Genomic DNA, 23362 nt, shown 5'->3' on the forward strand with positions numbered 1-23362 from the left:
ATGGGAGACGTTATTGATATATGTGGTTTATCACCTTTGCAAAAAGGAATACTGTTTCATACTTTATACGATCAAGATGATGAACATTCATTTTCCTATATTGTACAAGTAGGCTTCTTGCTCGGGGGGCAATTGGATATTGCTACTTTTGAAAAGGCCTGGGAATATGTTATTCATCGACATGAGGTTTTACGTTCAGTATTTGTGTGGGAGGAAGTAGAAAAACCACTACAAGCGGTTTACCAACGTCTTCCTTTTACTATTCATCAAGAGGATTGGAGCACCTATCCACATGATGAAAGGGCGAAGAAATTACAACAGTTTTTGAATGTAGATCGTAGAAAAGGATTTTTATTGGATGAAGCACCATTGATGAGAGTCACTGCGATTAAAGAGGCAAAAGAGGAAACGAGAATTATTTGGACACATCATCATATTTTGCTAGATGGATGGAGTGTGTCATTGGTCTTTAGTGAAGCGATGGAAGTTTATCTCAAGATGATAAAGGGAGAATTGTTGAATCTTCCTAAACCTCTTCCTTATAAAAAATATATTCAATGGATAAATAAACAAGATCAAAGTCAAGCAGAGGAATTTTGGAAAGAAGAATTAAAAGGGTTCTATGCACCTACTCCATTAGCAATGGAAAGAAAGGAACAAGGACAAGAGAAGGGTTATGGAGAATGTGCTTATCAAGTATCTGAGGAACTTACTGAGAGTTTACAAGAGTGGGTACGAAATAGTCGATTAACGTTGAATACGTTAGTACAAGGTGCATGGGCTTATTTGATGAGTAGGTATAGCGGTGACAGTGACGTCGTATTTGGCGTAACTAGCGCTGGGCGTCCTACTGATTTAATGGGAGCAGAGAATATGGTGGGGCTATTTATTAACACATTACCTACCAGAATTCGATTAACGGATAATACATCAGTAGTAGATTGGCTTCGTAAAATACAAATGAAAGAAATGGAACGAAGACAGTATGAGTATAATTCGTTGATAGATATTCAAGGCTGGAGTGAGGTTCCGCGAAATAGCTCCTTATTTCATACCTTGTATGTGTTTGAAAATTATCCAATTCAAGGTGAGAGAAATGATGATTTAAGATTACTAGATGTTACAAGCACGGAACAAACAAATTATCCTTTAACACTCATTGTAATGCCCGGTAAGAAAATTACTTTAAAGTTGATGTATGATCGAAGCTATTTTAATGAAGAAACAATAAATCTGATTCAGAATCACTTATTGCAAATATTAATTCAGATGACGAAGAGCCTAGATTCAAAACTATTTGAAATTACTCATTTAACAGAAGAAGAACAGATACAGTTACTAGAGGAATGGAATCATACTCAAGTTAATTATTCGGCTGAAGGCATGATTCATACGATGTTTGAGGAGCAAGTTAAAAAAACACCGGAAGCAATCGCGGCTAGTTACGAAAATGAACAAATTACCTATAAAGAGTTGGAGAAGCGTGCAAATCAGCTAGCTCATTATTTACAAAAGCATGGTGTAGGCCCAGAGTCTCTAGTTGGAGTATATATGGAACGTTCATTACAAATGATGATAGCGTTATTAGGTATTCTAAAATCAGGAGCAGCGTATGTTCCACTTGACCCTACTTATCCAGAGAGTCGGCTTCGATATATATTAGAGGATGCTGGAATCGAAGTACTAGTGACGGAAGAGAATTCTAAAAATTTGTTTTTATCTGAAAATATAGAAACGATTTGTATGAATAAAGATTACACTGCAATTGAAAAAGAAGAATCAACCCCATGTATAAGTGGTGTAACAGGAGAAAATTTAGCGTATGTTATGTATACTTCAGGATCTACAGGGAATCCAAAGGGAGTAATGATTGAGCATCATTCAGTAATTAATTATCTAGAATGGATGCAACATAAATATCCGCTTTCTGAAAAGGATGTGGTCTTGCAGAAAACGCCATTCTCATTTGATGTCTCTGTTTGGGAATTGTTTTGGGGCATTCACGTTGGTGCCAGTGTATCTTTCTTACCTCCAGGTGGAGAAAAAGATCCTTCTATTATAGCTGAAGTGATTAAACAACATCAGGTTACTATAGTTCAATTTGTACCTTCAATGTTATCTGTTTTCTTAGATCACTTCAATCGTATTGAATTGAACATGAATTGTTCGTCCGTACGCCATGTATTTTCTGGTGGAGAAGAACTAAGTTCAGGGTTAGTTAGACGATTTCAACAGAAATGGAATTATAGTGGACAAGTGAAATTAACCAACTTTTATGGACCAACTGAAGCCACTATTTATGTGAATGCATTTGATATTCAGCCTAATCAAGAATTTGTTTCTATTGGACAGCCAATACAGAACACGCAATTATATGTATTAGACCAAAATCAACGCTTGCAATCAATAGGAATTGAGGGTGAGTTATATATTGGTGGTGCTGGTTTAGCACGTGGATACTTAAATCGTCCGAATCTTACTGCTGAAAAATTCGTTTCGCATCCATTCCAATTGGGGGAACGACTATATCGAACAGGAGATTCAGTAAGATATCTAACTGATGGAAATATAGAATTTATAGGTAGAATGGACCATCAAGTCAAAATGCGTGGTTTTAGGATTGAATTAGGAGAAATTGAAGCCACTTTAGAAAAATATTCGTTTATTAAAGAGGCTGTCGTATTAGTTAGAGAAGATCGTCCAGGTGATCAACGATTGGTTGCATATGTAATAAGCGATGAAAATACCGAGGAGTGGAGAGAGTATTTACAAAAACAATTACCGAATCATATGATTCCAGCGCACTTTGTAGAGTTAGAACACTTCCCGCTTACTCCGAATGGGAAAATTGACCGAAAGGCCTTGCCAATACCTGATGAGCAAGCTATTGGAGATTTAAATGTTCTACCTCGGACGCCATCAGAAGAGCTTATTGCCTCGGTTTGGGGTCAAGTGTTAGGGATAGAAAATATTAGTATTCAGGATTCCTTCTTTGAACGTGGTGGGCACTCACTACTTGCTACTCAAATCGTCTCTCGGTTACAAGAACTGTTCCAAATTAAAATTCCATTACGTGAACTTTTCAAGCACGATACAGTGGAAGCATTGGCGAAACGAGTGGATCAGTTACGAAAAGAAGATAAAGAACGAGAGGTTGCTCCTCTTGTACCTATGAAACGAGAAGAAGTTATCCCACTTTCCTATGCGCAGAAACGTCTATGGTTTATTGATCAATTAATGCCAAATAGTGCGATGTACAATATTCATGCAGCGTGTCGCTTAACAGGTAAATGGTCAATTGAAGCATTGGAGGTCGGATGGAATCAATTGTTGGAGCGTCATGAATCATTAAGGACGACAATTCTAGAACAAGAGGATGAACCTTTTCAACAGGTTCAATCTCATGTGTTCAGACATATTCCTCAAACGAATCTAACAGATCTTTCTTTGGAAGATAGGGAAAGAGAAATGAAACGCCTTATTCAAAACGAGGCGGAGGAACCATTTCATTTGGGACAAGGTCCTCTGATTCGAACACGAATATTGAAAGTGGACAGGGAAGAATGGGTTCTCATTTGTACGATGCATCATATTATTTCAGATGGATGGTCAATGGGAATCTTACTTGAAGAATGGATGGCTTTTTATGAAGGAGCACTAACCGGAAAACCAGTGGAATTGAAGGAGTTATCTATCCAATATGCAGATTTTGTCATGTGGCAGAAGGAATGGCAAAAAGAGGAGAATTTGAATCAGCACCTTCAATATTGGAAGGAAGAATTATCTGGGGAACTACCGGTTTTACAATTACCGATGGATCGTCCTCGACCTGCAGTTCAAACCCATCGTGGTGCAAGTCAGTCCTTAATAGTGGCGAATTCCCTACAGGAAAAGCTCAAAGATTTAAGTCTGCAAGAAGGATGCACTTTATTTATGACATTGATGGCAGCGTATCAAAGCTTCCTTTCTCGTTATACAGGACAGGACGACATTATAGTTGGAAGCCCAATCGCTAATCGAAATGTGAAAGAGATTGAGGGATTAATAGGATTCTTTGCAAACACGTTGGTTTATCGAGCTGATTTCAGTGAAAATCCGACGTTCCAAGAACTTTTGTCGCAGGTAAGAAAAAAAGCGCTAAAAGCATACGAGTATCAGGACATCCCATTTGAGAAAGTGGTAGAATCCGTAAAACCTGAACGGAATACAAGTCATTCACCAATATTCCAAACTATGTTTACTTTACAGAATACGAAACAAGAGTTTCTTCAGCTATCTGAAAGACAAATGGAACTCATGGAAAGCCATGCTTCTGTTGCCAAATTTGATTTGAGTTTATTTGCTTCTGAGACGGAAGAAGGATTATCACTAACCTTTGAATATAATACTGATTTGTTTAATGATACAACCATTGAACGTATGGCAAGTCATTTTAAACATTGGTTAAATCAAATTGTCTCTCATCCAAAATGTGTACTATCAGAACTGAATATGTTATCGAAAGTAGAATATAAGCAACTACTAGAGGAATGGAATAAATCGCGTGTTATAGATATGGAAGAAAGTACGATTCATACAATGTTTGAAGAACAGGTGAAAAAAACACCAGAAGCAATGGCAGTAGTGTGCGAAGATGAAGAACTAACATATCGAGAGTTGGACGAACGCTCGAATCAGTTGGCACATTATTTACAAAAAAATGGTGTAACATGCGAATCATTAGTTGGGGTTTGCGTTACACGTTCATCCGAGATGATTGTCGGTCTTTTAGGAATTATGAAGGCGGGAGGAGCATATGTCCCAATTGATCCAGCGTATCCGGAAAGTCGACTGCAGTACATTTTAGAAGATGCTCAAATAAAGGTACTGGTGACGCAGGAAAAGTTACAACAAAAAATGGTTATACCTAAATTCGTCAACGTGATTTGTATTGATCGTAATCGAGCAGAAATAGAACAAGAAGTAACTACGGTATGTACGAGTGAAGTGACGGGCGATAACTTAGCCTATATTATCTATACTTCAGGTTCCACTGGAAATCCAAAGGGAGTAATGATTGAGCACAGGAATACAGTAACAATGATTCATTGGGCGCACCACACGTATTCCCGAAAGGAATTAGCGGGAGTGTTAGCTTCAACTTCGCTATCTTTTGATTTATCCGTTTTTGAAGTATTTGTTCCCTTAACGATGGGTGGTAAGGTGATTGTCACTGAAAATGCTCTACATCTAGAGAAGTTGTCTTCCAAAGGTGTGACTTTGGTTAATACTGTGCCATCGGCAGCAAAGGAACTGGTTCGAGCAAAAACAATACCTTCTTCGGTAAAGGTGATGAATTTGGCTGGAGAACCATTGCCATATTCGCTTGTTCAAGATTTATACGAGAGAAATACGATTGAAAAGGTGTACAACCTATATGGACCGTCCGAAGATACTACGTATTCCACGTATATGGAATTAGAAAAGGGTGTCATGCATAGGGTCCCACCGATTGGTAAACCAATATTCAATACAGAAGTATATGTACTAAGTGCTGAACAAAAAATGGTTCCAATTGGTGTAGTTGGTGAGTTGTACATTGGTGGATCAGGATTAGCACGTGGATATTTAAAGCGCCCTGACTTAACGAAAAATCGTTTTATACCGCATCCGTTTAAAGAAGGAGAGCGAATATACCGGACTGGAGATTTAGTAAGGTATTTGCCGGATGGAAATTTGGAGTATGTTGGGCGAATCGATCATCAGGTGAAAATTCGTGGGTTCCGGATTGAACTAGGAGAAATTGAAGCGATATTACAAAGGCATACACTAGTTAACGAAGCTATTGTGATGGTGCGGGAAGATTATCCTGGCGACCCACGTTTGATTGCCTATGTTGTAGGAGACGGAGATGCTCAAAAGTGGCGTGATTATCTCAAGGATCAACTACCAAATTATATGATCCCAGCCTATTTTGTTGGATTAAATGCATTTCCACTCACTCCTAATGGGAAAATTGATAGGAAGGCTTTACCAGCACCAGAGAAACAGGAGATAGCAAGTGGTTATATTGCTCCTCGTACGTCTACGGAAAAAACAATCGTTTCGATATGGCATGAAGTTTTAGGTATGGAAAACATCGGAATTCAGGATTCGTTTTTTGAAATTGGTGGCCATTCATTACTTGCTACGCAAGCTGTTTCTAATCTTAAAGAGACTTTTGGAATCGACATACCATTGCATGATTTATTTATGTTTCATACGGTGGAGCAATTGGCAGAACAGATTGATCAATTGCTCGATAACAAAAATCAAGAAATGCAGAAGGGTAGTAAGGAGAATGTAAGTCTTCAAGACTATATTCAAAAAGAAGCAGAAGTGAGTAATGATGAAGAATTACTGGAACTACTTAAGCAATTAGAAGAGCTATCAGAGGAAGAAGCACAAGGGATATTCGAGAGTAATTTGATTGAGGAAGGGGTAAAAAAATGAGAAGTGATTTACTTGCAAAGCTGAGTTCACTTTCTCCTGAGAAGAGAGCATGGCTTCAGAAGCAAATGCAAAAAAAGGAGAATAAAGAAGCACTCCCGTTGTCTTATGCACAACAACGTTTGTGGTTTATGGACAGATTTAATCCAAATAGTTCTTTATATAATATTCCAACGGTATGGCATCTAAAAGGAAATTGGATACCTGAAGCATTAGAAAAGGGATTCAATCGACTCATTGAACGCCATGAATCATTACGAACTGTTTTTAAAGAAGTAGGAGAACAACCTGTGCAACAAATTGTCGAATTCCTTCCTAGAGCATTACCTGTAAGAGATTACTCTCAACTTCCTCTAGAAGTAAAAGAAAAAGAGGTAGATAGTTTAATTGCGAGAGAAGCGCAAGAACCATTTAATTTAATGAATGGTCCTTTAGTTCGTAATCAGCTTGTTCAATTAGAGAAGGATGAATGGTTATTACTGTGTACGATGCATCATATTATTTCTGATGCTTGGTCCATTGATATATTCATGAATGAATTACTTGCTTTCTATGAAGAAGAAACGGGCGGAAATCCTGCTAAATTAAGTTCATTATCCATTCAATATGCAGACTTTGCGAAGTGGCAAAAGGAGTGGTTGCAAGGTGATGTGCTAAATCGTCAGCTTACGTATTGGCAAGAAGAATTATCTGGTGAGCTTCCTATTTTACAACTGCCAGTGGATCGACCTCGACCGGTTAAGCAGACTTACTCTGGGGCTACGCATCACGTAATTTTTCCTTATAAATTGCTTAGTCAATTGAAGGATATAAGTCGACAAGAAGGATCTACTTTATTTATGACTTTAATGGCCGCATACCAGAGCTTTCTTGCTCGTTATACGGGACAAAAAGATATTCTAGTTGGTAGTCCGATTGCAAATCGGAACCATAAGGGAGTAGAAGGATTAATTGGTTTCTTTGTTAATACGTTGGTTTACCGATCAGATTTGAGTGGCATCCCTACTTTTCGAGAGATTTTGAACCAAACAAAGAAAAAGGCGTTAAAAGCTTACGAATATCAAGATATACCATTTGAAAAAGTGGTAGAAGCTGTGCAACCTGAACGAAGCACGAGTCATTCCCCTATATTTCAGACCATGTTTACGCTACAAAATATAAAACAAGAACGACTAGATTTGCCTGATAGAAGTATTGAAATGGTAGAAAGTAATATGTCTATTGCTAAATTTGATTTGAGCTTAACTGCCTATGAAGTGGAAGAAGGTCTATTCGTCTCATTTGAATACAACACGGATTTATTTGATAGTAGTACCATTGCACGTATGGCAGGACATTTTGAGAACTGGCTAAATGAAATCACGTATCATCCAGATGAATCATATACAAAGCTGTCAATGTTATCGGATACTGAGCAAAAACAACTCCTAGAAGAATGGAATGATACGGACGTAGTTTATGGTCATGATTGTATGATTCATGAGCTATTTGAGCAGCAAGTTGCACGGACACCTAATGCAGTGGCGGTAGTTTATGAGGGTGGAAAGCTAACGTATCAAGAACTGAATGAAAAATCGAATCAATTGGCACATTTTCTACAAAAACGAGGTATCGGACCTGAATCATTAGTCGGTATATGTATTGAACGTTCTCCTGATATGATTATTGGTCTCTTTGGGATTTTGAAAGCAGGTGGGGCTTATGTCCCACTGGACCCAAGTTATCCCGAAAACCGCCTGAGATACATTTTGGAGAATTCACAAATTCAAGTGCTGTTAACAAAAGAGGCACTACAGGACTGGTTACCTAAAGATATTCGAGCAATTTGTTTAGACCGGGATCAAGTAATGATTTCTAAAGAGAGTAATTTAGCTCCGGTGAGTGGAGTAACAGCAAATAACTTAGCCTATATTATATACACTTCGGGTTCGACGGGAAATCCAAAGGGGGTAATGATTGAACATCATTCCGTTATCAACCGTCTACAGTGGATGCAGAAAAAATACCCATTGTCCGAGGAGGATACAATCCTACAAAAGACACCGTTTTCATTTGATGTTTCTGTCTGGGAATTATTTTGGTGGTCATTTGTAGGAGCACGTGTTTGTTTACTTCCACCAGGAGGAGAGAAAAATCCTGCGGTGATTGATGAGTATATTGAACGATATCGTGTGTCCACCATGCACTTTGTTCCGTCGATGTTATCTACTTTTTTAGATTATATGGAACTATATAATTCGAAAAGGGATGTATCGTCTTTAATTCAAGTTTTTACTAGTGGAGAAGCGTTAAACACTGAGCAGGTTCGCCGGTTTAAGGGGATCTTTTACAATGTTCAGCAAACAAAGTTAATTAACTTGTATGGTCCTACTGAAGCGACTGTGGATGTGACTTATTACGATTGTGATTTAGAAAAAGAGGCAATGCTTATTCCGATTGGTCGTCCGATTGATAATACAGAGTTGTATGTGTTAGATCAATATCAACAAGTGGTCCCGATTGGTGTGGCAGGGGAACTTTACCTTGGAGGAGTAGGATTGGCACGTGGCTACTTCAATCGACCGGATTTAACTACTGAACGTTTTATTCCGCATCCTTTTAAGGACGGGGAACGATTATATCGAACGGGTGACTTGGTGAGATATATGAATGATCGTAACTTAGAATATATTGGAAGAATAGATAACCAAGTTAAAATTAGAGGATTCCGAATTGAATTGGGAGAAATTGAAGCAGCTTTACATGATCACTCATCTGTAAAAGAGGCAGTCGTGTTGGTGAAGGAAGATCGACCAGGAGATAAGCAGTTAGTAGCTTATGTAGTGGGTGAAGGGGATACTGGAGAGTGGCGTGAATATCTCAAGAAGCAATTACCACATTATATGGTTCCGGCATACTTTTTCCAAATTGAAGGTATGCCACTCACTCCAAATGGTAAAGTGAATCGGAAAGCATTATTGGAATTAGAAGAACAGTTCATAAGTGAAGATATTACTTCATCACGAACACCAGTGGAGGAGCTCATTGTTTCCGTTTGGAGCCAAGTGTTAGGAATAAAAAATATTAGTGTGCAGGATTCCTTTTTTGAAATCGGTGGTCATTCACTACTAGCTACTCAAGTAGTGTCACGTTTACAGGAAATTTTTCAAATCGAATTACCAGTACGTGAACTATTTGAATATACAACGGTGGAGTCACTGGCAAAGCGATTAGAACAGCTACGTAAAGGAGATAAAAAACGAGAGATTCCGCCACTAATACAGATGGAGCGAGGAGAAGCTATTCCACTATCTTATGCCCAACAACGTTTATGGTTTATTGATCAATTTACACCTAATAGTGCCCTTTACAATATGCCAATGGTATGCCGTCTTACAGGGAATTGGCTACTTGAAGCATTGGAAACGGGATGGAATCAACTAATAGAACGTCATGAATCACTGCGGACGGTCTTTCAAGAAGTGAATGGTCAACCCGTACAGCAAATTAAACCGTATGCTTTTCAATCAATTCCGAAAACGGATTTAACTATGCTTTCTTCTGAAGACCGAGAAGAAGAGGTTAAACGTTTCATTCAACAAGAAACAGAAGTGCCATTTGATTTAACAGAGGGTCCATTAATCAGGACGAGTATTTTGCACGTGGGAGAGGAAGAATGGATACTCCTTTGTACTTTACATCATATCATTTCAGATGGATGGTCAATGGGAATCCTACTTGAAGAATGGATGGAATTTTATGAGAAAGCAACGGATGGAAAGGTGGCGGAACTTGAACCATTACCGGTTCAATATGCCGACTTTGCTCAGTGGCAAAAAGGATGGCTGAAGGAGGAAGTGCTTGATCAACAACTTCAATATTGGAGGGAAGAATTGTCTGGGGAGCTTCCTGTACTCCAACTTCCTATGGATCGCCCGCGTCCTGCAATACAAACTCATCACGGGTCGACATACACTCTAGTTTTGCCAAGCACGCTACATGATAAATTGAATGAACTTAGCCGAAAAGAAGGGGCTACACTCTTCATGACGCTGTTGGCTGCATATCAAAGTTTTCTATCTCGTTATACGGGACAAGAAGATATTTTGGTCGGAAGCCCAATTGCGAATCGGAATTATAGAGAAATTGAAGGACTAATTGGTTTCTTCGTTAACACGCTGGTTTATCGAACTAATTTGAGTGGTGGACCGACATTTCAAGATGTACTGTATCAGGTTCGTCAAAAGGCATTGAAGGCGTATGAATATCAAGATATCCCATTTGAAAAAATTGTAGAAGTTGTGCAACCGGAGCGAAGTACAAGTCATTCGCCAATCTTCCAGACTATGTTCATCTTGCAAAATATGAAACAAGAGTTTCCGGTGTTATCTAGTAGAAGTATTGAAATGATAGAAAGCCATAGTCCAATTGCAAAGTTTGATTTAAGTGTGATGGCAGTTGAGACAGAAGAGGGATTACTTTTTACTTTTGAATACAATAAGGATTTATTCAATGCTACTACTATTGAACGGATGGCAGGACACTTTGAGAAATGGCTATATGAAGTTTCTCATCGCCCACAAAATCCGTTGCATGACCTGAGCATGCTATCGGAACCCGAGCGTAATTTGTTATTAGAAACATGGAATGACACTGTAATGGAAATGTCCCATCAGGGTCTTATTTGCGACAGATTTGAGGAGCAAGTAGCAATGCGGCCTGATGCGATTGCGATAGTTGATCAAACAAAACAGTGGACTTATGGTGAACTGGATATACAAGCAAATCAGTTGGCAAATGTTTTACAGCGAAAGGGAGTAGCCCCAGAGTCAGTGGTGGGAGTTTATCTTCCGAGGTCAGCAGAGCTAATGGCAAGTTTACTAGGCATTTTAAAAGCTGGTGGAGCTTATGTTGTTTTAGACCCGTTGTATCCAAAATCAAGGTTAGAATACATGATTGAAGATGCAGGAATTCAATTTGTAGTAACGGCGGAAGGACAAGAAGGACATTTCGCACACGTCGAAATGGTGAGGTTAGAAGAATTAACGGTGGAAAGCGTAATTGCACCTACACGTCAAATAAATCCAGAGAACTTAGCCTATATTGTCTATACCTCTGGTTCTACAGGAAAACCGAAGGGTGTTATGGTTGAATATCGCTCATTAATGAATATGGTTTCTTGGCATCAAGAAGTTTATCGTATTTCAGCAGAGGATCGTGCGACTCAGATTGCAGGGGTTGCTTTTGATTCGGCTGTCCAGGAGATTTGGCCGTATCTAACTGCTGGTGCAGCACTCTACTTGTCAACAGAGGAACTGAGAATTAATCCAGAAGCACTAAGGGACTGGCTCATTGATTCACGAATAACAGCTAGTTTTGCACCTACGCCTATTCTGGAAAGACTCTTGAAATTATCTTGGCCAGATAAAACGGATCTTCGTTTTATCATTACTGGTGGGGATCAATTAACACAGTATCCATCTAACGATATTCCTTTTGCAGTAATTAATCAGTATGGTCCATCGGAAAATACCGTTGTTACCACAGATTGTTATGTACCTGTAGGAGTGACAACAGGTACGCCATCGATTGGTCGACCGATTGCGAATACAGAAGTTTATGTGTTAGATTCTCATCTTCAGCTAGTACCAATTGGTGTAATTGGAGATCTCTATATTGGAGGGAAGAGTCTTGCACGTGGATATGCTAATCGTCCGGATCTTACAAAGGAAAAATTTATTCCACATCCTTTCAAGTCAGGAGAACGTCTCTATTATACAGGAGACAAAGCAAGTTATCTTTCTGATGGTAATCTCCAGTTCCATGGACGTATAGATGACCAAGTGAAAATTCGTGGTTTCCGGATTGAATTGGGAGAAATAGAAGCTGTTTTGCAGGCGCATTCTTCTGTGAAAGAAGCTGTTGTATTGGTGCGAGAGGATAATCAAGGTGATAAGAGATTAGTAGCTTATGTAGTTGGTGAAGGAAGTGTCCATGAATGGCGAGAACATCTACAAACACATTTACCTAATTACATGGTTCCAACAAACTTTATTGAGATGGAATTTTTACCACTTACACCGAATGGAAAACTTGATTTGAAGGTATTGCCTATACTTAGTGAACAATCCGCTGAAAATACTGTATACCCAAGAACTCCGCTGGAAGAACTTATTGCTTCAGTGTGGAGTCAAGTGCTAGGAATAAGAGACATTGATGTTCAGGATTCTTTCTTTGAGCTCGGTGGTCACTCTCTACTTGCTACACAAGTGGTCTCACGCTTACAGGAGGTCTTTCAAATCAAATTGCCAGTACGTGAACTGTTCGAATATTCAACGGTCGAGGCATTATCGAAACGAATAGATCAGTTACGTAAGGGGAGCGAAAAACGAGAAATTCCACCATTGATGCCGATAGAACGAGGGGGAAATATTCCACTGTCTTATGCCCAACAGCGCTTATGGTTTATTGATCAATTTGCACCTAATAGTGCACTTTATAATATGCCAATGGCATGCCGTCTTACAGGGAATTGGTTACCTGAGGCATTGGAGTTGGGATGGAATCAGTTGATAGAGCGTCATGAATCTTTGCGGACTGTATTTTATGAAGAGGATGGCCATCCTATCCAGCAGATTCAACCGTACGTTTTCCGTCCGCTTCTGCAAATGGACTTAACTAAGCTTTCATTAGAGGAGCGAGAAAGAAAGTTGGAGCAATGGATTCAAACTGAAGTCGAATCTCCATTTGATTTAGAACAAGGGCCATTGTTCCGTGGGAAACTCATAAGAATTTCAGAAGAAGAATGGATTCTTCTGTGTAATATGCATCATATTATCTCAGATGGATGGTCGATGGAAATCTTACTTCAAGAATGGATGGCATTTTATGAGAATGCGATTGGTGAAAAACAAGCAGAGCTGGAACCACTACCAGTTCAATATGCCGATTTTGCTCAGTGGCAAAGAGAATGGTTGAGAGATGAATTACTATATCAACAACTTGCGTATTGGAAGGAAGAATTATCCGGTGAGTTACCAGTCTTAATGTTGCCAATGGATCGTCCGCGTCCGCCAGTGCAAACCCACCATGGATTAACTCATAATGTTTTGTTATCGCGCTCATTACTGGATAAATTAAACGAACTAAGTCGTCAAGAAGGGGCCACACTTTTCATGACCTTATTGGCAGCGTATCAAAGTTTCCTTGCTCGTTATACGGGACAAACGGATATTATTGTTGGTAGCCCAATTGCAAATCGAAATTATCGAGAAATTGAAGGACTGATTGGTTTCTTTGTCAATACATTGGTTTATCGAGCTGATTTAAGTAATGCACCGGCATTTCAAGAGTTGTTGTCTCAAGTGCGGATAAAAGCATTGAAGGCGTATGAGTATCAAGATGTTCCGTTTGAGAAAATTGTAGAGGTTATCCAACCTGAACGAAATACAAGCCATTCTCCGATTTTCCAAACCATGTTTACTTTGCAAAATACGGGACAGAAGCTACCAGAACTACATGGAAGAAATATAGAAGTAATGGAAAGTAATGCCCCTATCGCTAAGTTTGATTTAAGTTTAACTGCTGCAGAAGTGGAAGAGGGTTTATTACTTACTTTTGTTTATAGAACTGATTTATTTGACAGCTTAACTATTGAATCCATGGCTGAACATTTTGGGAACTGGTTGAATGTAATCGTGGAGAATCCTGATAAATCATTAGCTAAGTTGCCTATATTATCAGGATTACAGCAAAAACAGTTGGAAGAGTGGAATAATGATGCTGTAGCATATCTACAGGAAAGTACGATTCATCAGCTGTTTGAAGAGCAAGTAAATCGTACACCTGATGCGGTAGCAGTGGTAGATGAAAAACAGCAGTTAACGTATCGAGAGCTGAATGAAAAAGCTAATCAATTGGCCCACTATCTTCAGCAATGCGGAATTGGGAATGAATCATTGGTTGGACTTTGCTTTGAGCGTTCAGTTGAGATGGTTGTTAGTATTATGGGGATTTGGAAGGCTGGAGCAGCCTATGTTCCATTAGACCCATCATATCCAGAAAGTCGCCTACGATATATTTTGGAGGACACTGGAATTCAAGTATTAGTTACGAACGAGTCATTGGAAGACTGGATACCTAAAGAAATGAAGATAGTTTGTCTAGATAGGGATCAAGCAATGATTTCACAAGAAAGCATTCTTTCACCAAAATGTGAAGTAACAGGAGAAACCTTAGCGTATGTTATCTATACTTCAGGATCAACGGGGAATCCAAAGGGTGTCTTGATACAGCATCATTCTGTACTAAACTTGTCACATGGTTTACAAAAAGAGGTTTTCGAACATGAGATACCATCTAACATGCATGTCGGTTTAAATGCGTCAATTGCCTTTGATGCATCTATCCAGCAATTACAAATGCTGCTTTATGGTTCAAGTTTGTATATTATTCCAAATGAAGTACGAAGTGATCCGGAGCAGTTTGTAGCTTATATTAGGGAGAACAAGTTAGAAATCTTTGATATAACACCTTCATTGCTTCAATTACTTATAGATGTCGGATTGTTAGAAACGTGCGATGGCATTCATGTTCCAAGTAAGGTACTGGTTGGTGGTGAAGCAATTATGCCGTCATTATGGGAACAGCTAGTAGAGACTGATAAAATACAGTTTTATAATGTATATGGTCCTACAGAATGTACGGTTGATGCAACATGCTATCATATCAAAAAAGATAGTAAGAGAGTAACAATTGGGCGTCCATTGCCTAACGTCCAAACTTATGTATTAGATAGAAATAGGTTACCAGTTCCAGTTGGTGTGATGGGGGAACTTTATATCGGAGGAGCAGGTCTAGCAAGGGGGTACTTGAATCGTCCAGAGTTAACATCCGACCGATTTATTTCTCATCCATTCAAAGAAGGCGAGAGGTTATATAGAACAGGCGATCTTGTGAGATATCTTCCAGATGGTAATATAGACTACTTAGGAAGAATGGATAATCAAGTGAAGATTAGAGGATTTCGAATCGAACTTGGGGAGATTGAGTCGACTTTACAAGAGCATGACTTGGTAAAAGAGGTAGTTGTAATAGTTAGGGAAAATCAGTCGGGAGATAAGAGATTAGTAGCTTATGTAGTGGGCGAAGGTAGTTTAGAAGAATGGCGAGAGTATCTTAAAACAAAACTGCCAATCCATATGATACCTTCCTACTTTGTCGAAATGAAAGAATTACCGCTAACCATAAATGGAAAGGTTGATCGGAAATCGTTACCTATACCAGATTATCAAGGAACACAAGAAGGCTACGCGGCCCCAAGAAATGAACGTGAACATAAGCTTTCTATCATTTGGGAACGTGTGCTAGGTTCAAAACGTATTGGTATTTATGATAACTTTTTTGAAATTGGTGGAGATTCAATTCTTAGCATTCAGATTGTCTCTCGTGCAAAGCAAGCTGGTTTACAGTTGACACCAAAACAACTATTTGAACACCAAACGATTGCTGAGTTGGCGCAAGTAGTCAAAGAAGAACAAGGTGTACAAGCTGAACAAGGAATTATAACTGGAGAGACGATACTTACACCTATTCAGCAAAGGTTTTTTGCACAAAATCATCCTAATCCACATCATTGGAATCAATCCATGTTCTTTAGAACGAAAGAAAAATTGGACATAGGATCACTGGAAAAGGCAGCGCGTAGCCTTCTACTTCATCATGATGCCCTGCGTTTAAGATATGAACGTTTACCTAATGGGACTTGGGAACAGTGGAATGAAGGAATTAAAGAACAATTGATGCTGACTGTCATTTCATTAGACGAAGTGCCGGAAGCGGATTGGCATGAAGTTATTCAAAAAGAGATTAATGTTGCACAAGAAAGATTGAATTTACATGATGGTCCTTTAATGAGAATGGTGTATTTTGATGAAGATGAGAAGACTGGCCGATTATTTTGGACAATTCATCACTTAGCCGTGGATGGTGTTTCTTGGCGAATTTTATTGGAAGATTTGCAAACAGCGTATACGCAAGCAGTCCAAGGACAAAAAATTCAATTACCTATGAAGAGTACATCTTTTAAAGAATGGTCGGAGAAATTACAACATTATGCTGAAACTGGAATATCAAAAGAAGTGCTACATTACTGGGAGCAGCAGGCTGAACAAGACGTAGTTATACTGCCAGTAGATGGTACTATAAGTAATCCAGTAAGGGCAGTAACTGAGGAAATTACTGTGGTGTTAAACGAGAATGAGACCCGTATGTTATTGCAAGAGACTTTAAGCACTCACCGTGTCCAAATCAATGAAGTATTATTAGCAGCATTGGTACAAGCTACAGCAGCATGTACGGGGCAGCCGATATTAAGCGTAGATTTAGAGGGACATGGTCGAGAAGAGATTATTGAAGATGTTGATTTATCGAGAACCGTGGGATGGTTTACAAGTATTTACCCAGTTCATTTAAATATTACTAATGCTAATACGCCAATTGCAGCATTAAAAGCAGTTAAAGAACAAGTTCGCAAAATTCCTAATAAGGGTGTTGATTATGGGGTGTTGTGTTACATGAACGCAACAATGTGTGAGCAATTAAGCTTCCAATATACACCGTCTATTAGTTTTAACTATCTTGGACAATTTGACCAATTGTTTTCTAGCGATGCAATGTTTATTCCAGAGAACGAATTTAAGCGTTTAGATCATGCTGCCGGTTCCAAGCGATCGCATGTAATTGATGTAATTGGGGTTGTAACGGATGGAAAACTTCAATTCACTTGGGTATACAATGTTGGACAATTTGCCAAATCAACGATTCAAAGTATTGCACAGAATATGCTATATCAACTGAGTACATTGATCCAATTTTCAGATAGAGAATCTGCACTGACCATTTCGGATTTTGCAATGGCTAATCTTAGCCAAGAAGGTTTGACAAATGTACTAAACAAAATGCATCGCGGAAAGAACAATCAGATTACTGATTTATATCCACTATCACCTTTGCAAGAAGGTATGATTTTCCACACATTGCATGACCAAGGGGATGAACATGTTGCACCGTATATAGTGCAATTGAGTTTTATGATTCGAGGGAAAATGAATATTCCTACATTTGAGCAGGCGTGGAAATCTGTAATTCAGCGGCATGAAATTTTTCGTACAGCATTTGTATGGGACGAAATTGAAGAACCTGTACAAGTGGTGTATGAAAATATCCCATTTAAAGTGAACAAAGAAGACTGGCGTACAATGACGAGTGAAGAGATAGAGGAAAAAAGAAAAGTCTTTTTGGAATTAGATCGAAAACAAGCCTTCCAATTTGATGAAGCACCATTGATGCGGGTAACAGTCATTCAAGAAGGTGAGGAAGAATATCGGATTGTTTGGACCCATCACCATATTTTACTGGATGGATGGAGTTTACCATTAGTATTTAATGAATTACTTACAGTCTATCAAAAGAGAATGAATGGAGAAGCTGTGAAGTTACCTAAGTCCTCACCATATAAGAAATATATCCAATGGCTCAGAGAACAAGATAAGGAGCAGGCGGAACAATTCTGGAGAGAGAAGCTAAAAGGTTTTACTGCACCAACTTTACTGGGCTTAGAAAGTAAAGAGGAAGAAAAAGGTTACACAGAGAAGGTTACGTATTTATCAGAAGAGCAGACTCAAGCGTTACAAGGATGGGCGAAACGCAATAAACTTACTTTGAGTACAGTAATTCAAGGTGCATGGGCATATCTCATGAGCCGATATAGTGGAGAAAATGACATTGTTTTTGGTGTAACAAGCTCAGGGCGTTCTACGGAGATTATTGATGTTGAAAACATCGTAGGTCCTTTCATTACAACGTCACCGACGCGAATTCAATTGATGGATGATATAAAATTAATAGATTGGTTGCAGAAGATACAAGAGGAAGAGATAGAAAGAAGACAATATGAGTATGCTTCTTTGACAGAGATTCAGGCGTGGAGTGAAGTTCCTAGAGGAATACCGCTGTTCAATAGTTTATATGTGTTTGAAAATTATCCAGTGAAAGAGGAGTCTTCAGAAAATCTGGAAATTGGTGAATTGGAAGGGGTAGAACAAACCCACTACCCATTAGGGTTAGCTGTAGTTCCAGGAATCCAGTTATCGTTAAAGTTAATGTATGACCGTAGTAAGTTTAATAGAGTAACCATTGAACGAATGCTGGGTCATTTACACAAAGTGTTAATGCAAATGCTCAAAAACATTGATCAAAATCTATCGGAGCTAGTATATATTACGGAAGCTGAACAAAGAAAGCTATTGGAAGAATGGAATAATAATACTATATCCTATCCACGTGAGAATGCAATCCATCAACTATTCGAAGAGCAAGTAAATCGTACGCCTGACGCGTTGGCAGTGGTAGATGAAAAACAGCAACTAACATATCGAGAGCTGAATGAAAGAGCTAATCAATTAGCCCATCATTTACAGAAATGTGGAATTGGGACAGAGTCATTAGTTGGCCTTTGCTTTGATCGATCAGTTGAGATGGTTGTTGGTCTAATGGGAATTTGGAAGGCCGGAGCAGCCTATGTTCCATTGGATCCATCGAATCCGGAAAGCCGCCTACGATATATTTTAGAAGATACAGGAATTAAAGTGTTAGTTACAAATGAAGTATTACTAGGCTGGATACCTAAAGACATCAAGGTAGTTTGCCTAGATAGGGATCAAGCCATGATTTCTCGAGAAAGCAAACTTTCACCAACATGTGAGATGACAGGGGAAAACTTAGCGTATGTTATCTACACTTCTGGTTCGACAGGGAATCCAAAGGGGGCTTTAGTACAGCACCATTCTGTAATAAACCTATCATATGGTTTACAAAAAGAAGTTTTCTCACATGAGATACCTAGTAATATGCGCGTCGGTTTGAATGCATCAATTGCCTTTGATGTATCTATTCAGCAATTACAAATGCTGCTTTATGGTTCAAGTTTATATATTATTCCAAGTGAAGTTCGCACTAATCCAGAACAATTTGTGTCCTATATTAGGGAGAATAAATTGGAAATGTTTGATATGACACCTTCATTACTTCAGTTACTAATAGATGGAGGATTGCTAGAAATAAGTGCTGATGTTTATGTACCAAGCAAGATATTGGTCGGTGGTGAAGCAATCATGCCGTCATTATGGGAACAGCTAGTAGAGACTGAAAAAATTGATTTTTATAACGTATACGGTCCTACAGAATGTACGGTTGATGCAACGTGTTATCATATCAAAAAAGATAGTAAGAGAGTAACAATTGGCCGTCCGTTGCCGAACGTTCAAACTTATGTATTGGATAAAAATTTGTTACCTGTTCCAGTTGGTGTAACAGGTGAGCTATATATTGGTGGTGCAGGTATAGCGAGAGGATACTTGAATCGCCCAGAATTAACAGCAGAGAGATTCATCCGTCATCCATTTAATGAAGAAGAGCGTTTATATCGTACGGGAGATTTGGTTCGTTATTTACCTGATGGTAATTTAGATTACTTGAGAAGAATTGATAATCAAGTAAAAATTAGGGGCTTTCGTATTGAACTTGAAGAGATTGAAGCGAATCTAGAGAGGCATCCATTGGTAAAAGAAGCAGTAGTTTTGGTGACAGAGGATAAGCTAGGAGAGCAGAGATTGGTTGCTTATGTAGTTGGAGATGGTAGTATGCATGATTGGCGTGAATATCTCAAGACACAAGTACCGAATTATATGGTTCCCGCACACTTTATTAAGGTAGACGAGATTCCTCTTACAACGAATGGCAAAGTTGATCGAAAGGCATTGAACAATTTAACTATTCTAAGAGAAAATAACTTTTCTACACCAATCATTCCAAGGGATGAAATTGAATATCAGTTGATTAAAATCTGGCAGGATGTGTTACAGATAGAAGATGTCTATGTAAATGATGATTTCTTTAATAGAGGAGGACACTCTCTCCTTGTAATTAAATTAGTTTCAAAAATTAGGGAGAAGTTTGGAAAAGAGATTAAGGTGTCTACATTGATTAAGAATCCAACAGTGGAAGGAATCGCATGCCTTATTCGTGATAAGCATGATATGACGAAATCAGTAGCAGCGCTAGTTCCACTACAAGAATCAGAGAAAAGACCTTTCTTCTGCGTTCATCCGTTTATGGGGAATGTATTCTGTTACATTCAACTAGCAAGATTGCTTAAGAGCCGTTGTTCATTTTATGGTTTACAGAATCCTCTTATAGAAAAGAAAGAAATTGACGAGTTAACTTTGCCGGAAGTAATTCAACTTTACATGGAAGAAATAAAACGTGTTCAGCCAGAAGGTCCATATCGTATTGGAGGATGGTCTTTAGGCGGTGCGATTGCTTATGAAATCGCAACTGTATTAAAGAATCAAGGTGAGGAAGTTGAGTTGTTGGTACTCATGGATACTAAAGTACCTTCAAAGCAGGATCATAAAACAAGTGAGGATATGCTCTCATATATATATGAGCATTTCATTCCTAGAGATCTTACTGAGCAGGAAGGAGACCTTGTCCATAAACAAGATATGCTTGTGGAGCAATTAATTATGGAAGGAGTACTCACGCCTGATGCAGATCTTATCAATTTGAAGCAAGTTATCAATGCGCATAGGAAATGCCTGAACCTAATGGCAGAGCATGATTTAATACCATACTCTGGAGAAGTTCTCTACTTTAGTGCTGAGGAAGGAAAAGAGTTGTTTACAGATTGGGGACCTTTATTAAAAGGTAGAGTAAATAGGTATTCAGTCCCTGGATCACATGAAGAAATAGTGGATTCACCTGCAGTTGAAAAAATAGCTATGTATCTACTAAATGAATTTGAAGGAATAAAAGAGAAATCCATTTTATTAACGGAAAAGTAGAGAGTATAAAAGATGCAATGCAATGAACGAAAAGGGTAGACCAATACCTGCATATCAAGTGTAGGGAATAATGAATATATTAAGAGCATTACTTTTTAAGGGGATAATGTAAAAAGTAATTGGTAGAGACATAGAAATCTTTATGAGTTACCCATAGTATGATGTAAATACTATGAAATCTTTGTAATAGAAGCGAATGCCTGATGATATTACTGAGGAAAGGTGCATATTTTCATTGATATGTAAATATGCACCTATTCTATTGTATATGCAATAGAATAAAGTTAATTTGAATTTCCGTAACGTTCATATATGAAGTAATTCTTTAAAAAAGGAAGTGATTTATTATACAAATTCAAGCTGTGAAAATACCAAAGAATATTGAAAGTCATTTGCTTAAGCAACTTAGTAACTTAGTTTCAAATGAGAAGAAAGAACGAATGAAGCGTTTATTAAATTCATGCGACATTAATAGAACTCTAATAGGAGATTTACTAATCCGATCTCTAATCTGCCAAAAGTATAAAATTAATAATAAAGAAATTAGATTTATATATAATAAGTATGGAAAACCTTTTGTTGAAAAAATTTCTGACTTTCATTTTAATGTGTCTCATTCAGGAGAATGGGTGGTTTGTACTACTGCTAATTTTAACGTGGGTATTGATATAGAAAAAGTTTCAGAAATAGAGGCTTTTAAATTAGCAAAAGAATTTTTTTCAGCGGAAGAATTTTATGATATATCTAATATGAATTCTAATGAAAAAATTAATTATTTTTATGATTTATGGACATTAAAAGAAAGCTATATAAAAACGATTGGAAAAGGGCTTTATACCCCATTAAATTCATTCTCTATAAAAAAAGAATCACGAACTTCAATTTCATACAAGAATATACCTAAAAACTTTTACTTTAAACAATATAACATTGATCCAAATTATAAGTTATCTGCTTGTGCAACAAGAGATGAATTTCCGCAAGAGATAATAATTAAAGACATTTATACAATTTGCCAAACTATATACAAATTTGAAAGTAAGGAGAAAATCAATGCAGAAGACTAAACTTTTTTGCTTTCCACATGCTGGGGGATCTGCGTTTAACTACGCAAAATGGAAAAATTACTTTAATCCATATATTGAAGTAGTCCCGATAGAATTAGCTGGTAGAGGATATAGAATTGAAGAAAGCTTGTACCAAGGTATGGAAGAGGCCGTAAATGATGCCTACACTAGTATAGTTAAGCAAATAGACGCTTCACCGTACATTCTATTCGGGCATAGCATGGGGAGTTTGATTGCTTATGAAGTAGCTAGAAAAATACAGGGTTCTAATAACGAATTACCCGAATTTCTTGTTTTATCCGGTAGAAACCATCCAAATAGTAAAATAAAAAATATCCGATATAATCTTCCTAATGAACAATTTAAAAGAGAAGTTATTGCAATGGGAGGTACACCATCTGGGGTACTTCAATCAGAAGAATTAATGGAGATTTTTCTCCCTATTTTAAGAGCAGATTTTAAGATTGTCGAGACATATATTCATGAAAATAATATACAACCATGTGATATTGATTTTCTTATATTTAATGGGAAAAATGATGAATTTACTACATATGATCAAGTAATAAAATGGAAGCAATATACAAGTAAAACGTGTACTTTTCATTCTTTTGAAGGTAGTCATTTCTTTCTAAATGAAAATATTGAAGAAATAGCAAAGAGTATTATAGGAAAATTAAATTCTAAAAGATTATCAACTAGTTTTTAGGATTTTTCTAAGTATGCTCATGCCTAAGAAACAAAAATATGAAAGATGAAAAATACAGGCATTGCTGAAATATTGTTGAATATATGCATAGAAGCCTAAACGAACTGTTTAAAGGTAGAAACTCTAAGCAAAATGTACATGAATTAACTTTAGTTTAAGCTGGCTTTACCTATAATACCATCAAGATTCCTTATTATACTTAGTACAAAGTACACAACAGTTAGAGAGGCTGTATG

The 23362-nt window shown here is 37.9% G+C and carries 4 protein-coding genes; all 4 read left to right on the forward strand.

All coding sequences use genetic code 11. From position 1 onward, the window contains the following. The 4 genes from CN409_RS07365 (at position 1) to CN409_RS07385 (ending at position 23126) form a co-directional block, all read left to right on the forward strand. The gene (locus CN409_RS07365) at positions 1-6471 is read left to right on the forward strand and encodes a non-ribosomal peptide synthetase (protein WP_098217785.1); all 6471 of its coding nucleotides are present in this window, start codon (positions 1-3) and stop codon (positions 6469-6471) included. Continuing rightward, positions 6468-21350, forward strand: a complete 14883-nt coding sequence (locus CN409_RS07375; protein ID WP_141527691.1) for a non-ribosomal peptide synthetase — start codon at positions 6468-6470, stop codon at positions 21348-21350. The genes CN409_RS07365 and CN409_RS07375 overlap by 4 nt, the downstream gene beginning before the upstream one ends. Positions 21351-21712: 362 nt before the next feature. Beyond that, a complete protein-coding gene (locus tag CN409_RS07380; RefSeq protein ID WP_086397867.1) occupies positions 21713-22417 on the forward strand; it encodes a 4'-phosphopantetheinyl transferase family protein in 705 nt (234 codons plus the stop codon). After that, positions 22404-23126, forward strand: coding sequence for a thioesterase II family protein (locus CN409_RS07385; RefSeq protein WP_001172926.1), 723 nt, complete (start codon positions 22404-22406; stop codon positions 23124-23126). Before CN409_RS07380 ends, CN409_RS07385 begins: the two co-directional genes overlap by 14 nt. Positions 23127-23362: the final 236 nt, after the last annotated feature.

The organism is Bacillus sp. AFS012607, assembly GCF_002558005.1.
Lineage (GTDB): Bacteria > Bacillota > Bacilli > Bacillales > Bacillaceae_G > Bacillus_A > Bacillus_A thuringiensis_S.

Excerpts from the sequence above, each read along its gene's own strand:
- CN409_RS07365 (WP_098217785.1), top strand. The coding sequence starts at position 1 with ATGGGAGACGTTATTGATATATGTGGTTTATCACCTTTGCAAAAAGGA.
- CN409_RS07385 (WP_001172926.1), top strand. The coding sequence starts at position 22,404 with ATGCAGAAGACTAAACTTTTTTGCTTTCCACATGCTGGGGGATCTGCG.
- CN409_RS07375 (WP_141527691.1), top strand. The coding sequence starts at position 6,468 with ATGAGAAGTGATTTACTTGCAAAGCTGAGTTCACTTTCTCCTGAGAAG.